Source organism: Enterobacter sp. WCHEn045836 (genome assembly GCF_003965585.1).
GTDB classification, from domain to species: Bacteria; Pseudomonadota; Gammaproteobacteria; order Enterobacterales; family Enterobacteriaceae; genus Enterobacter; species Enterobacter dissolvens.
In genome coordinates, this window is sequence record NZ_RXPT01000001.1 from 163976 (window position 1) to 178568 (window position 14593).

Sequence of the window (14593 nt, forward strand, 5' to 3'; positions counted from 1 at the left end):
TTCACATCAAACACAAATGATTTCGATTATCATTTGTGTTTACAAATCTACATTCTTTTGTACAATTCGAGCCTCTTCTCCATCACAAAGCGTTCTTACAAGACAAAGACATAGCGTTATCAGGGTTATCCCGATGGAGTTTTTTTCATTTATACGGAATGTACAAAATGACTATACCTCGCGTTAAGGCACTGGCTATCGCCGTTGGCGTCGCCACACTTCCCCACGTCGTTCACGCAGCCGAACAGGACACCGTTGTCGTCACTGCCACCGGGTTTGAACAAAAGATCCAGAATGCCCCCGCCTCGATATCCGTTATTTCGAAACAGCAAATTGAAGACAAAGCGTACCGCGACGTCACCGATGCGCTGAAAGATGTACCGGGCGTGGTCGTCACCGGTGGGGGCAGCAGCAGCGATATCAGCATTCGCGGCATGGCTTCCCAGTACACGCTGTTTCTGGTCAACGGCAAACGTATCAGTACCCGCAGCACGCGCCCAAACAGCGATAACGCGGGTATTGAACAAGGCTGGCTGCCGCCGCTGGAGTCCATCGAACGCATCGAAGTGATCCGCGGCCCGATGTCATCGCTGTATGGCTCGGACGCCATGGGCGGTGTGATCAACGTGATCACCAAAAAAGTGTCGAATACCAAAGCCTGGACCGGCTCTTTACATGGCGATGCCACGTTCCAGGAAAACAATGATTCCGGCGATATTTTCCAGACCAACGCCTATGCTTCGGGCCCACTGATTGACGGCCTGCTGGGGGCAAAAGTGACGGGACTGCTGTCACGCCGCGCGGAAGATAAAATCGTCAACGGGTATAACGAGCAGAAGATGCGTAACGGCGGCATTACACTGAACTTTACCCCGGACGAGCAGAATGATTTCGATCTCGATTTTGCCCGTGAACTTCAGGACAGAAACAGCACGCCAGGCATGTCCAAAGCGACAGAAACCTGCCGCGGCAACACCTGCAAGCCGAACACAAAGAGTGAGACGCGCTACGAGCATACGACGTACGCATTAACCCATAACGGCTATTACAGCGACTTCAATACCACCAGCTACATTCAGCAGGAAGAGACCAACAACCCGGATCGCGACATGCGATCCTGGAACACGACGTTCAACAACCAGAACCAGATCTTCCTGGGTGACCATACGTTGACCCTCGGCGGGCAGTATCGTTATGAGAAACTGCGCGATAACGGCAACCAGCTGCAAGCCGCTGATGGGCTCAACAAACTGACGCGCTGGAGCTGGGCGCTATTTGCCGAAGATGAATGGGCGATGACCGACAGCTTTACGCTGACCGGTGGTCTGCGGATGGATAAAGACCAAAACTACGGCACCAACTGGACGCCACGCGGCTATGGCGTGTGGCATCTGGCCGATCAGTGGACGCTAAAAGGTGGCGTCTCCGCTGGCTACCGTGCGCCGGACCTGCGTCAGTCTTCAGCCAGCTGGGGCCAGGCAACGGGCGGTGGACGTCTTGATGGCATCATTGTCGGCAATCCGGATCTGAAACCGGAGAAGAGCCTGAGCGAAGAGATCGCCCTGCTCTGGGATAACAGCGACAATCTGAATGCCGGAGTGACGCTGTTCAATACCGACTTCAAGGATAAGATCACCGAAGTGCGCCGCTGTAACAGCAGCGCCGATCCTGCCTGCACCATTGGTAATCACACCTATGATTTCGTCAGCGACCGCGTCAATGTGGACAAAGCGAACATGCGCGGTGTGGAATCCACCTTCGGCTGGAAAATTACCCGTGATGTGAACTGGACCGCCAACTACACCTACACGGAATCGGAGCAGAAAAGTGGCCAATTCTCTGGCAAGCCGCTGAACAAAATGCCGAAGCATATGTTCAACACCACCCTTGACTGGCAGGCCACGCCGGATGTCGGGTTCTGGAGCCGTCTGAACCTGCGCGGTAAAACGTCTGAATACCTGAGCCGTACCTCAATGTCTCAGGGCACACCGTCCTATACCCAGGTTGATGTCGGTCTGCGCTATAACGCGAATAAAAACCTGCTGGTCACCGCCGGCGTTTACAACGTGCTTGATAAGCAGATTGATTACGATACCTACGACACCGTACTCGACGGCCGCCGCTATACCGTCGGCATGACGTACAGCTTCTAATCCCGCATAAAAAAGCCCGCTCAAATGAGCGGGCTAAAAGAGAGGAAGTGCGGTTTATTTATTAAATCGTTCCGGGAATTCCATTTCACTGTAGCGAACGAAGTGCGTTCCTTTCATCAGCTTGTAACCAAACCAGATCACCAGGAACAGCGGAATACCAATGTAGGTGGCCGTGACGGCGCCCCAGTCAATGGTGTCCGCCAGGAACGCTTCATAGTTCTGGCCCAGGGTGATAATCAGACACAGAATGAAGGCGAAAATCGGCCCCAGCGGGAAGAACCCGGAACGGTACGGCAGGTTGTTCAGATCGTGTCCCTGCATCACATAGCCGCGACGGAAGCGGTAGTGGCTGATAGCAATCCCCAGCCAGGCGATAAAGCCCGTCATACCAGAGGTGTTGAGCAGCCACAGGTACACCGTCTGGTTACCGAACATGGAGGTCAGGAAGCACAGACCAGCAATGACCGTTGTGGCATACAGTGCGTTACGCGGCACACCGCCACGAGACAATTTTGCGAAAATACGCGGCGCTTTACCGTCACAGGCCAGGGTATAGAGCATACGGGTTGAGGCATACATCCCTGAGTTACCCGCGGACAGTACCGCGGTCAGGATCACGGCGTTCATCACCGCCGCCGCAGAGAGCAGACCGGCATGCTGGAAGACCAGCGTGAACGGACTGACGCTGATGTCTTTGACATCGTTACGCAGCAGGCTTGGGTCGGTGTACGGAATGATCAGGCTGATGATCAGGATCGCGAATACATAGAACAACAGAATACGCCAGAACACCTGACGCACCGCGCGCGGAATGTTCTTCTCCGGATTTTCAGATTCACCGGCGGCAATACCAATCAGCTCGGTTCCCTGGAAGGAGAAGCCAACAATCATCGCCACACCAATCATCGCCGAGAAACCACCGGCAAACGGCGCATCACCAATTGTCCAGTTGCTCCAGCCTGCAGGTTCTGCACCTTTGAAAATACCAACGATCATCGCCACACCGACGACGATAAAGATGATGACGGTTGCCACTTTGATCAAAGAGAACCAGTATTCCGCTTCGCCAAAGCCGCGAACGGAGATGTAGTTCAGCAGGAAGATGACCGCGAGGAACAGCGCACTCCAGATCCAGCCTGGCGTGTCCGGGAACCACCAGGTCATCACCAGCTGTGCGGCGACAAGGTCAACGGCGATGGTAACCGCCCAGTTGTACCAGTAGTTCCAGCCCAGCGCGAAGCCGAACCCTTCTTCAACGTATTTCTGACCATAGGTCGAAAACGAACCTGATACCGGCATGTATGCGGCCAGTTCGCCCAGACTGGTCATCAGGAAGTAGACCATCAGGCCAATCAGGATATAAGAGAAAAGCGCCCCACCCGGGCCTGCTGCCGAAATGGTTGCCCCGGAGGCAACAAAAAGACCTGTACCGATTGAGCCGCCGATGGCGATCATCGTCAGGTGACGCGCCTTGAGTTCGCGACGTAGCGCGGGCGCTTCTGTGGTTTTAATTTCTGAAACCATGTGAAAATGCTGTCCATCTAATAAATGAGGCGCGATTGTAGCAGACGATCCGCGTTCCTTCCGGCAGAAATACTGAGTTATAAGAGACCTTCATGACTCGGCCAGGATTATAAGTAAAGCATAATTTTTCCCTCTCCCCATTGGGGTGAGGGGCGCTTTTAAATGGCGCAATAGCGCAGAAAACGCTGTAACGAACTGGAGAGGTGTTTCTGACGATGGTGAATGCACCACAACGTGCGCACCAGTTTTGGCAGCGGAAGCGGAATTTCAACCAGCGTTCCGGCCTCCAGCTGTTCAGCAATGACCCGCCGCGAGAGACAGCTAATCCCCAGACCATGACGGACCGCATGCTTAATCGCTTCTGAGTTGCCAAGCTCCATGCCCAGCTGGAAATGGGGCAGATGGGAGAGCAGCAGATAATCGACAATTTCCCGGGTGCCAGAGCCCTGCTCACGCAGGATCCACTGCGCCTGCGCCAGTCGCTCCAGCGTCACCTCCCCCTGCAGTAGCGACGAGGCCGGCGAGGCGAAGACCACCAGTTCATCTTCCAGCCAAGGTTCAGCAATGATATCGACGTTATGGCACGGCCCTTCGATAAGACCGATATCCACGCGGAAATCGATCACCGCGTTGATTACATCCTGGCTGTTACCGACGCTCATCTCCAGCGGCAGGGTCGGGAAATCCCGGCGATAGCGGGCAATCACTTCCGGCAGAATGTAGTTTCCGATGGTACTGCTGGCATATACACGGATGGCGCCGTTTTCTTCCCGGAACAGTTGTTCAATTTCCGTCGCCTGTTCCAGCAGCGCCAGCGCACGGGGATACAGAAGGCGACCATGCTCGTTGACCACCAGCCGCTTCCCTACCCTGTCGAAGAGCTGCACGCCCAACTGACCCTCAAGATCGGTCAGGGCCGCGCTGACCGCAGACTGGGAAAGTGCCAGCATCTGTGAGGCTTGTGTCGTCGACCCGCTTTTCAGCACTTCGGCAAAGACTTCCAGCTGACGCAATGTAATGTGCATGGTTGCTTACCACTTATATAGATTAATTATAAGTATATAATCAATTTTATTTTTAAGCCAGCGCGCCGTAACCTTTAGCCAGACAAAGGAGAAGGTTATGTCAGAAATTACCTTACAGCATCATCGTACATTGTGGCACTTCGTGCCGGGTCTTGCCCTCAGCGCGGTCGTCACCGGCGTGGCACTCTGGGGCGGCAGCATTCCCGCCGTCGCCGGTGCTGGTTTTAGCGCCTTAACGCTGGCGATCTTGCTCGGCATGGTCGTGGGTAATACCGTTTACCCGCATATCTGGAAGTCCTGTGATGGCGGCGTTATTTTTGCCAAGCAGCATCTGCTGCGCCTCGGGATCATTCTTTACGGCTTTCGCCTCACTTTTTCGCAGATTGCCGATGTCGGCATCAGCGGTATCGCCATTGACGTCCTGACCCTCACCAGTACCTTTTTACTGGCCTGCTTTATCGGGCAGAAAATCTTTGGCCTGGATAAACAGACCAGCTGGCTGATTGGTGCCGGGAGCAGTATTTGCGGTGCGGCGGCGGTGCTGGCAACCGAACCTGTCGTCAAGGCGGAATCCAGCAAAGTCACGGTGGCCGTCGCGACCGTGGTGATCTTCGGTACGCTGGCTATTTTCCTCTACCCGGCCATGTATCCGCTGGTTGCCCACTGGTTTAGCCCGGAGACCTATGGCATCTATATTGGTTCAACCATGCATGAAGTGGCGCAGGTTGTGGCGGCAGGTCACGCCATTAACCCGGAAGCCGAAAACGCCGCGGTGATTGCCAAAATGCTGCGCGTCATGATGCTGGCACCGTTCCTGATTATCCTGGCCGCCCGCGTGAAACAGCTTGCGCCAGCGGGCAGTAACCAGAAGAGTAAAATCACCATTCCGTGGTTTGCGATCCTGTTTATCGTGGTGGCGATTTTCAACTCCTTCCACCTGCTGCCAAAAGCGGTGGTCGATATGCTGGTGACGCTGGATACCGTGCTGCTGGCGATGGCGATGGCGGCACTGGGGGTGACCACGCACGTCAGCGCACTGAAAAAAGCCGGTGCAAAACCGCTGCTGATGGCGCTGGTGCTCTTCATCTGGCTGATTGTGGGTGGCGGCGCGATTAACCTCGTGGTCCACAGCCTGATGGCATAAACCACTACATCCTTCTCCTGTTAACCCGCTATGATACGCATTTCGGGTTAACAGGAGTCCTTTATGAAATACGTTGGAGCGCACGTCAGCGCTGCTGGTGGCCTTGCGAATGCCGCCATTCGCGCCGCCGAAATTGAGGCGACCGCTTTCGCCCTGTTCACCAAAAACCAGCGTCAGTGGCGCGCCGCACCACTTACCGCTGAAGTGATTGATGATTTTAAAGCCGCCTGTGAGAAATACCACTACGGGCCGGGTCAAATCCTTCCCCACGACAGTTACCTGATCAACCTCGGTCATCCGGTCGAAGAAGCCCTTGAGAAGTCCCGCGAGGCGTTTCTTGATGAAGTCCAGCGCTGCGAGCAGCTTGGGCTGACGCTGCTGAACTTCCATCCCGGTAGCCACCTGATGCAGATAGACGAAGAAGCCTGCCTGGCGCGCATTGCGGAGTCCATCAACATCACGCTGGATAAAACCCGGGGTGTGACTGCGGTGATTGAGAATACCGCCGGTCAGGGCAGCAACCTCGGTTTTAGGTTCGAACATCTGGCCGCCATTATCGACGGCGTGGAAGACAAATCCCGCGTGGGCGTATGTATCGATACCTGTCACGCGTTTGCGGCCGGTTATGACCTGCGCACAACCGAGGCCACAAAAAACACCTTCGATGAGTTCGAACGCGTGGTGGGCTTTAAGTATCTGCGCGGGATGCACTTAAACGATGCCAAAAGCGCTTTTGGCAGCCGTGTAGACCGCCACCACAGCCTGGGCGAAGGCAATATCGGCCATGATGCGTTCCGCTTTATCATGCAGGACGCCCGTTTCGATGGTATCCCCATGGTGCTGGAAACCATCAATCCGGATATCTGGGCGGAAGAGATCGCCTGGCTGAAGGCGCAGCAGACCGCTGAACAGGCGGCATAAAAAAAGCCGGACGCTTAACGCGATCCGGCTTTTTTGTGGTTTTATCGCTTAGGCTGCTTTCGCCACCACTTCCGCTTCAGGGCGTTTCAGCACCGCGTAAGAGAGCCCCGCCACCAGCGTACCGGCAACAATCGCCAGCAGGTAACCCAGTACCGGGGTGATGGCGCCCGGGATCAACAGAACGAACAGACCACCGTGCGGTGCCATCAGCTTCGCGCCAATCGCCATTGAGATTGCCCCGGTCACCGCGCCGCCAGCGATACAGCAAGGCAGAACACGCATTGGGTCACGGGCCGCGAATGGAATCGCCCCTTCGGTGATAAAGCACAGGCCCAGCACCAGCGCCGCTTTACCGCCTTCCTGCTGCGCTTTGTCGAATTTACGACGCGCAATAATCGTTGCCAGCCCCAGAGCCAGCGGTGGCACCATACCGGCCGCCATAATGGCTGCCATCGGCGCGTAGGTCTGAGTACTCAGCAGGCCAACACCGAAAGCGTAGGCCGCTTTGTTTACCGGACCACCCATGTCGGTACACATCATGCCACCAAGGATGGCACCCAACAGCACCGCGTTCGCCGTACCCATGGTTTGCAGCCAGTGGGTCAGACCCGCCAGGATACCCGCAACCGGCTTACCAATCAGGTAAATCATCGCCAGACCGACCACCAGGCTGGAAATCAGCGGGATGATCAGAATCGGTTTCAGGGCTTCCATACTTTGCGGCAGCTTCAGTTTCGAGCTGATAAGCTTCGCAACGTAACCCGCCAGGAAACCGGCAATGATACCGCCAATAAAGCCGGAACCGGTGCTCACGGCCAGCATACCGCCGATAAGACCTGGCGTCAGACCCGGACGGTCAGCGATGGAGAAGGCGATAAAGCCCGCCAGCACCGGCACCATCAGCGCGAACGCGGAACCGCCACCAATCTGCATCAACGCCGCGGCCAGCGTCCCTTCTTCTTTAAATGCGGTGATACCAAACGCGAATGACAGCGCGATACACAGACCACCCGCGACCACCATCGGCAGCATATAAGACACACCGGTCAGCAGGTGACGATAGGCACCCGCGGATTCTTTTTTCCCTTCGGTGGCCGGTTTAGCCGCACCGGTAGCCTGATAAGGCGTGGCTTCTGCCAGCGCTTTATCAAACTCCTGCGCAGTTTTCTTCAGCGCCAGGCCGGTAGAGGTGCGGTACATCGGTTTTCCGGCAAATTTTGCCAGATCCACTTCGATATCCGCCGCAACGATCACCAGATCGGCTTCCGCCACTTCTTCCGGGGTGATGGCATTGCCCGCACCCACCGAGCCACGGGTTTCAACTTTTACCCACCAGCCGCGTTTTTTCGCTTCGGTTTCAATTGCTTCAGCCGCCATAAAGGTATGTGCGACGCCCGTCGGGCAGGCCGTCACCGCCACAATACGTTTCGGGCCCGCGGCAGCAACCGGCGCCGCTGCAACCGGTGCGCTGTAGACAGACGCATGACCTTTCGCTTCGCTCAGGAACAGTTCCGGATGTGCCACCGCGCGATTAATATCGCCCAGCCACACTTTTTTGCCGTTCAGCGCGCTGTCAGCCGGGACCTTATCACCCAGCACAATCGCCAGTTCAGCGTCGCCCGGGTTATCGGTCATTTCCAGATGTGCTTTGTTCGCCGCCGCTCCCAGCAGGGTCTTCGCCATATAGGCGCGAGCCTGTCCGAGACCGGAGTCAATAATCAGCAGCGTTTTCATTATTCCTCTCCTGCTGTTAGTTAAAAGGTTTTAAGTCAACGCGCGCCATCATCGCGGCTAACTGGGTACGATCGGTAATGCCGACATTGCTCTGACTCACGGCCAGGGCAGCAACGGCGGTGGCAAGACGTAAAGTATGTTCACTGGATTCGCGCATCAGCAGGCCGTAGATCAGACCGCCAACCATCGAATCCCCGGCGCCAACGGTGCTGACAACGTCAACCGACGGCGGTTTGGCGATCCATTCGCCAGACGCGTTAACCCACAACGCCCCTTCTGCACCAAGCGAAATCACCACGTGAGCGATACCCTGCTCGCGCAGCGCATGGGCAGCGTCAATCACATCTTTTAATTCTGGCAGCTTCCGGCCAGCCCAGATCTCCAGTTCACGACGATTAGGCTTAACCAGCCACGGCGACGCTTTCAGACCGGCAACCAGCGCATCACGGCTGCTGTCAAAAATGATGCACGGGCACTGGCTGCGCAGACGCGTCATCCAGTCGGTGAAGGCTTCCGGGCTTACGCCGGAGGGCAGACTGCCGCTGACGCACACCATGTCAAACTGGCCCAGCCAGGTCAGGGAATCGTTAACAAAACGCTCCCAGTCAGACGGCGTCACTTCAAAGCCAGAGAAGTTCAGATCGGTCACTTCCCCGTCTTTCTCCGTCAGTTTGACGTTGATACGGGTACGGCCCTGAACAACCTGGAAACGGTTAGCAATACCCAGCTCGCTGAACAGCTGCTGGAAACCATCCTGGTTATCTTTACCGAGGAATCCCCCCACGGTGACATCGATACCGAGATCCTTGAGCACTTTCGCGACGTTAATCCCTTTGCCCGCAGCATGCAGGCCAGTGGTACGCACAAGGTTTACTTCGCCGCGCTCAATCTCCGGGCAAAACCCTACCAGGTCATAAGCCGGGTTCAGCGTAATAGTCGCAACACGTCTGCTCATTATGCACCCTCCCCCAGACCCGCCGCGATGGCATCGCCAATCGCTTTCAGCGCTTGTTCAGCATCCGCACCCTGCGCGGTGAAACGCAGACGGTGACCTTTCTTCACGCCCAGCGCGACAACTTTCATCAGACTACGACCATTGGCCGCTTTGCCCGTGCCATCAAGGTTAGCCACGGTGATCTCACTTTCGAATTGTTTAATGGTATTCACCAGCATGGTACCCGGACGGGCATGCAGGCCGTGCTCGTTACGCACAACGAACTCTGCGCTCAGCACATCATCAGTCAGCGCATCATCACTGGTCAGCAGTGCCAGCACGGTGGCGGCATCAGCGTTCAGCAGTTTTTTAGCTTTGTTGTTCAGCAGCAGATCGCCCAGACGCTTCAGCACGGAAACCGGCTGGTCATCGGTCATGGCGACGGTCACCAGCAGCGCAGCGCTTTCACCATCTACGTCAAAGGCGTTTGCGGCACGGCTCACCGCAATGGCGCTCCGCAGGTTGCCTTCAGCACTGTCGTTCAGCCAGATTCCCTGGCCCAGATTAAGAGGCTTATCGTTAATGACGCGGGTGACAAAGGTAGCGTCTGCCGCCCCGGCTTCTTTCAGGCGTCCTGCGTTCAGGGCCTGCAGCGTCACCAGGTCCGTCGCGGCAACATCCAGCGTCAGCGTGTCGTTATCCAGTTTCAGCGCTTCGCTCTGTTTCTCGCCCATCAGCAGAGCGCGCAGCTCTTCAGCGGTGGTGGCAGATTTAAGCTGTTCGGCCACAGAGTCATCGCTCAGCACGTGCGTCAGCTGACGCAGCAAACCTAAGTGCTCGTCGCTGCTGGCCGCAATGCCGATAGCCACGTATGCCACCTGCCCGTCACCCCACACTACGCCCTGCGGGAACTGATAAACCTTAACGCCGGTTTTCAGCACCTGGTCGCGGGTGTCAGTGGTGCCGTGCGGAATGGCGATGCCATTGCCAAGGAAGGTCGAGGTCTGCTGCTCACGCGCCAGCATGCCATTAACGTAGCCTTCAGCCACGTTTCCGGCCTGCACAAGGGCAGCGGCAACCTGGCGAATAGCCTCTTCTTTGTTCCCGGCCTGAGCGCCCGGGTGGATATCCTGTACAGATAACTGGAACATGGTTCTCCTCTCCTGCTGAAATTGAATCGTTTCAGCTTAAATGAGAAAAAATGCGCTAGCCTGCTCCGTTTGTTAAAACAAGATAGCGCTGAAACGTTTCAAAAAGTCTTGCGCTTTCTGCAAGACGTTGCAAGGAAAGTTACATTTCTGATTGCAGAATTTAGAGATGCAGCACATTTCTTCCTCGTTGAGCTGAATTTTGCTGACGGTCAGCAAATCAGTTTCAGCTAAGGTCAGCGGCATGCAAATCTGAAATGCCATTTTGATTATTCGTGGCGAAATTGACCGCACCCTCTGTTTATTTTCTGACTCGCGACGTACACTCCGCGTCTCCTTAAAACTCACCGATTGTGAAACATGCATAACACGCCCGCCGCCGTCTCGCCGAAGCCCTTTGATTTCACCTCAACGGCATTTTTGATTGTTGCCTTCCTGACCGGCATCGCCGGTGCGCTGCAGACCCCTACGCTGAGCCTGTTCCTGACCAATGAAGTCCATGCGCGCCCGGCGATGGTGGGCTTCTTCTTTACCGGAAGTGCCATTATCGGCATCCTGGTGAGCCAGTTTCTGGCGGGGCGTTCGGATAAAAAAGGCGATCGTAAAAGCCTGATCGTCTTTTGCTGTCTGCTGGGGGTGTTCGCCTGCGTCCTGTTTGCCTGGAACCGCAACTATTTTGTTCTGCTGTTTATCGGGGTGTTTCTGAGCAGTTTCGGTTCAACGGCGAATCCGCAGATGTTCGCCCTTGCCCGTGAGCATGCCGACCATACCGGGCGCGAAGCGGTGATGTTCAGCTCCATTCTGCGTGCGCAAGTGTCGCTGGCGTGGGTGATAGGCCCGCCGCTGGCTTACGCCCTGGCGATGGGGTTTGGTTTTACGGTGATGTACCTGAGTGCGGCTGTCGCCTTTGTGGTGTGTGGCACCATGGTGTGGTTCTTTCTGCCGTCGATGCGTAAAGAGCCAAAAGTGGCGACGGGTGTGCTGGAGGCACCGCGGCGTAACCGTCGTGACGCCCTGCTCCTCTTTATTATCTGTACGCTGATGTGGGGCACCAACAGCCTGTATATCATTAATATGCCGCTGTTTATTATTGACGAACTGCATCTGCCCGAGAAGCTCGCTGGCATCATGATGGGTACCGCGGCCGGGCTTGAAATTCCCACCATGCTGATTGCTGGCTATTACGCGAAGCGTTTCGGGAAACGTTTTCTGATGCGTATCGCCGCCGTCGCCGGGCTCCTGTTTTATATCGGCATGCTGACGGTACATACGCCGGGGCTGTTGCTGGCTTTACAGCTGCTGAACGCCATCTATATCGGCATACTCGCCGGGATTGGCATGCTCTACTTCCAGGATCTGATGCCGGGCCAGGCAGGCTCCGCCACCACCCTTTATACTAATACCACCCGCGTGGGCTGGATTATCGCAGGCTCAATGGCCGGTGTGGTGGCCGAGATCTGGAACTATCACACGGTGTTCTGGATTGCGCTGGTGATGTGCACCCTGACGATAGGCTGCCTGACAAGAATTAAAGACGTTTAAGGTGCGGTGAGCGCTTCCAGATCAAGCAGGTACGTCATCGCCTGCGCGCGCGTGCTGCCGCACATCTCAGCGGAGGGCTGCAGCCCGGAGCACACCTTCGGGCGCAGAGGCGAACCAAAGATCTTGCACAGGTTGGTTTCAGAGAGCTGAACGCAGCGGGTATTGGCAGGCTTGCCCTCCGGCATTCCTGGAATGGGGCTTGAAATGGACGGTGCGGTACAGCACGCGCCGCAATCGGGACGACAATCCATAAATGCTCTCTATCGGTGACGAATACCCGCGCAGTCGGGTATCGCGTGCACAGTAACACCTTTTGCGTATTGATAGCAAAAGCCACGAATTCCGCTTGCCTGAAAGGCCGCGCACGAGTAATTTGGCGCGATATTTTTTACCTCCCGTAGACAGGATTACTGCAATGCCAAGAGCGAACGAAATTAAGAAAGGTATGGTACTGAATTACAACGGCAAACTGCTGATTGTGAAAGATATCGATATTCAGGCCCCGAGCGCCCGTGGTGCAGCAACGCTGTACAAAATGCGTTTCGCCGATGTGCGTACCGGCCTTAAAGTGGAAGAACGTTTCAAAGGTGATGATATCGTTGATACCGTCACTCTGACCCGTCGCTATGTCGATTTCTCCTATATCGACGGCAACGAGTATGTATTCATGGATAAAGAAGATTACACCCCGTACATCTTCACCAAAGATCAGATTGAAGAAGAGCTGCTCTTCATTCCTGAAGGCGGTATGCCGGACATGCAGGTTCTGACCTGGGACGGCGTGCTGCTGGCGCTGGAACTGCCGCAGACGGTTGATCTGGAAATCGTTGAAACGGCACCGGGCATTAAAGGCGCGTCAGCCAGTGCACGTAACAAACCAGCGACTCTGACCACCGGTCTGGTGGTACAGGTGCCTGAGTACCTGTCCGCCGGCGAGAAAATCCGCATTCATATCGAAGAAAAACGCTATATGGGTCGTGCTGACTAAGTGGTGTATCTGCCGGGTGGCGGCTTCGCCTTATCCGGCCTAGAAAAAACCGGCCTGAGAGCCGGTTTTTTTGATTTTGTAGGCGCGGTAAGCGTAGCGCCACCGGGCAACAGAACTTACAGAAGCTCAGGATACTTCGTCATCTTCAGCGCCAGCTCTACGCCGCGCACTTCTGCCATCCCTTTCAGACGGCCAATTGCCGAATAGCCCGGGTTGGTTTTCTTGCGCAGATCGTCCAGCATCTGATGCCCATGATCCGGACGGAACGGGATAGGACGTAAATCACCCGCCTGCTTACGCCGTGACTCTTCTGCCAGAATGGCATCCACCACCGCCACCATATTCACATCACCGCCCAGGTGTGCCGCTTCGTGGAAGGTTTTCGGGTTCTCTTCGCGGCAGGTTGCACGCAGATGCGTGAAGTGAATGCGATCGCCGAAGGTTTCGATCATCTGTACCAGGTCGTTATCCGCACGCACGCCGTACGAGCCCGTGCACATGGTAAAGCCGTTATAAATGCTATCGACCGTCTCTTTCAGCCACTGCATATCTTCGAGGGTAGAAACGATACGCGGCAGACCGAGGATCGGGCGCGGAGGATCGTCCGGGTGCACGGCCAGACGAACGCCCGCCTCTTCCGCCACCGGTACAATCGCGCGCAGGAAGTAGGCCATGTTTTCGCGCAGCTGATTTTTATCGATATCACCGTACTCTGCCAGACGAGCGCGGAACTGATCCAGCGTGTAGCCCTCTTCAGCGCCCGGCAGGCCGGCGATGATATTGCGGGTCAGCTTTTCAATGTCAGCTTCACTTGCTGCGCTAAACCATGCGCGCGCCTGCTGCTGCTCTTCCGGCGTGTAATCGGCTTCCGCGCCAGGGCGCTTCAGAATGTGCAACTCAAATGCCGCAAAGGCGATCTGATCAAAACGCAGCGCTTTTGAACCGTCAGGCATCTGATACTCAAGGTCAGTGCGCGTCCAGTCCAGAATCGGCATGAAGTTGTAGCAAACGGTATCAATACCACAGGCCGCCAGGTTGCGGATGCTCTGCTGATAGTTGGCAATCCAGGTCTGATACTCGCCGGAATGAGTTTTGATATCTTCGTGAACGGGAATACTTTCTACAACAGACCAGGTTAATCCCTTTTCCGCCAGCAGTGCCTGACGCTTTTGAATTTCCTCTATCGGCCACACCTGACCATTAGGAATATGATGCAGCGCCGTGACGACACCCGTTGCGCCAGCCTGACGCACATCATCAAGAGAAACCGGATCGTTCGGCCCGTACCAACGCCAGGTTTGTTCCATTGCCCCACCCTCTCAAGTTGTTATACCAATATATGTTACTGCGATGACGACTACCATACATGTTTAACGAGAAGGGTCAATACAGCGCCACACATTGATTGATCAAACTCACATAACCGCGATAATTACGGCTTACCAATTCTTTTTGTTGTCATATAACTTTACACTGGCAT

The 14593-nt window shown here is 55.5% G+C and carries 12 protein-coding genes; 5 read left to right on the top strand and 7 right to left on the bottom strand.

Translation table 11 applies throughout. The features are described from left to right. The first annotated feature begins 167 nt into the window (after nt 1-167). On the top strand, nt 168-2153 hold the full coding sequence (locus EKN38_RS00740) for a ligand-gated channel protein (protein ID WP_043951790.1): 1986 nt from the start codon (nt 168-170) through the stop codon (nt 2151-2153). A gap of 54 nt (nt 2154-2207) precedes the next feature. Here the strand turns inward: EKN38_RS00740 and EKN38_RS00745 are convergent, their stop codons facing one another. Beyond that, nucleotides 2208-3677, bottom strand: a complete 1470-nt coding sequence (locus EKN38_RS00745) for an amino acid permease (RefSeq protein ID WP_014832697.1) — start codon at nt 3675-3677, stop codon at nt 2208-2210. Nucleotides 3678-3835: 158 nt separating this feature from the next. Continuing rightward, the gene (gene yieE / locus EKN38_RS00750) at nt 3836-4702 is read right to left on the bottom strand and encodes a DNA-binding transcriptional regulator YeiE (RefSeq protein WP_014832698.1); all 867 of its coding nucleotides are present in this window, start codon (nt 4700-4702) and stop codon (nt 3836-3838) included. A gap of 97 nt (nt 4703-4799) precedes the next feature. Between yieE and EKN38_RS00755 the strand changes: the two genes are divergently transcribed. Beyond that, nucleotides 4800-5846 (top strand): YeiH family protein, encoded by a 1047-nt coding sequence (locus tag EKN38_RS00755; protein WP_014832699.1) that lies wholly within the window; start codon nt 4800-4802, stop codon nt 5844-5846. Between the two features lie 63 nt (nt 5847-5909). Further along, the gene (gene nfo, locus EKN38_RS00760; RefSeq protein ID WP_014832700.1) at nt 5910-6767 is read left to right on the top strand and encodes a deoxyribonuclease IV; all 858 of its coding nucleotides are present in this window, start codon (nt 5910-5912) and stop codon (nt 6765-6767) included. Nucleotides 6768-6815: 48 nt separating this feature from the next. On the opposite strand, the gene fruA is transcribed toward nfo, so the two are convergent. The 3 genes from fruA to fruB are packed head-to-tail and all read right to left on the bottom strand — an operon-like array spanning nt 6816 to nt 10586. Next, entirely contained in the window at nt 6816-8501 is a 1686-nt protein-coding gene (gene fruA / locus EKN38_RS00765) for a PTS fructose transporter subunit IIBC (RefSeq protein ID WP_014832701.1), read from the bottom strand. Between the two features lie 16 nt (nt 8502-8517). Then, complete coding sequence (gene fruK, locus EKN38_RS00770; protein WP_014170919.1) at nt 8518-9456, bottom strand: 1-phosphofructokinase; 939 nt, start codon at nt 9454-9456, stop codon at nt 8518-8520. Further along, nucleotides 9456-10586, bottom strand: coding sequence for a fused PTS fructose transporter subunit IIA/HPr protein (gene fruB / locus EKN38_RS00775; protein WP_014832702.1), 1131 nt, complete (start codon nt 10584-10586; stop codon nt 9456-9458). The genes fruK and fruB overlap by 1 nt, the downstream gene beginning before the upstream one ends. A gap of 357 nt (nt 10587-10943) precedes the next feature. Between fruB and setB the strand changes: the two genes are divergently transcribed. Beyond that, entirely contained in the window at nt 10944-12125 is a 1182-nt protein-coding gene (setB, locus tag EKN38_RS00785) for a sugar efflux transporter SetB (RefSeq protein ID WP_014832704.1), read from the top strand. On the opposite strand, the gene EKN38_RS00790 is transcribed toward setB, so the two are convergent. Continuing rightward, the gene (locus EKN38_RS00790) at nt 12122-12376 is read right to left on the bottom strand and encodes a YkgJ family cysteine cluster protein (protein WP_014832705.1); all 255 of its coding nucleotides are present in this window, start codon (nt 12374-12376) and stop codon (nt 12122-12124) included. The genes setB and EKN38_RS00790 overlap by 4 nt on opposite strands. Nucleotides 12377-12540: 164 nt before the next feature. Here EKN38_RS00790 and yeiP point away from each other — a divergent pair, with 164 nt between their 5' ends. Then, the gene (yeiP, locus tag EKN38_RS00795; RefSeq protein WP_008500940.1) at nt 12541-13113 is read left to right on the top strand and encodes an elongation factor P-like protein YeiP; all 573 of its coding nucleotides are present in this window, start codon (nt 12541-12543) and stop codon (nt 13111-13113) included. A 116-nt stretch (nt 13114-13229) separates the two neighbouring features. On the opposite strand, the gene uxuA is transcribed toward yeiP, so the two are convergent. Continuing rightward, nucleotides 13230-14420, bottom strand: a complete 1191-nt coding sequence (gene uxuA, locus EKN38_RS00800; RefSeq protein WP_014832706.1) for a mannonate dehydratase — start codon at nt 14418-14420, stop codon at nt 13230-13232. Nucleotides 14421-14593: the final 173 nt, after the last annotated feature.

Coding starts and splice junctions, on each gene's coding strand:
- EKN38_RS00755 (WP_014832699.1), top strand. CDS start 4,800: ATGTCAGAAATTACCTTACAGCATCATCGTACATTGTGGCACTTCGTG.
- EKN38_RS00740 (WP_043951790.1), top strand. CDS start 168: ATGACTATACCTCGCGTTAAGGCACTGGCTATCGCCGTTGGCGTCGCC.
- setB (WP_014832704.1), top strand. CDS start 10,944: ATGCATAACACGCCCGCCGCCGTCTCGCCGAAGCCCTTTGATTTCACC.
- EKN38_RS00745 (WP_014832697.1), bottom strand. CDS start 3,677: ATGGTTTCAGAAATTAAAACCACAGAAGCGCCCGCGCTACGTCGCGAA.
- EKN38_RS00790 (WP_014832705.1), bottom strand. CDS start 12,376: ATGGATTGTCGTCCCGATTGCGGCGCGTGCTGTACCGCACCGTCCATT.
- fruA (WP_014832701.1), bottom strand. CDS start 8,501: ATGAAAACGCTGCTGATTATTGACTCCGGTCTCGGACAGGCTCGCGCC.
- yeiP (WP_008500940.1), top strand. CDS start 12,541: ATGCCAAGAGCGAACGAAATTAAGAAAGGTATGGTACTGAATTACAAC.
- fruK (WP_014170919.1), bottom strand. CDS start 9,456: ATGAGCAGACGTGTTGCGACTATTACGCTGAACCCGGCTTATGACCTG.
- fruB (WP_014832702.1), bottom strand. CDS start 10,586: ATGTTCCAGTTATCTGTACAGGATATCCACCCGGGCGCTCAGGCCGGG.
- nfo (WP_014832700.1), top strand. CDS start 5,910: ATGAAATACGTTGGAGCGCACGTCAGCGCTGCTGGTGGCCTTGCGAAT.
- yieE (WP_014832698.1), bottom strand. CDS start 4,702: ATGCACATTACATTGCGTCAGCTGGAAGTCTTTGCCGAAGTGCTGAAA.
- uxuA (WP_014832706.1), bottom strand. CDS start 14,420: ATGGAACAAACCTGGCGTTGGTACGGGCCGAACGATCCGGTTTCTCTT.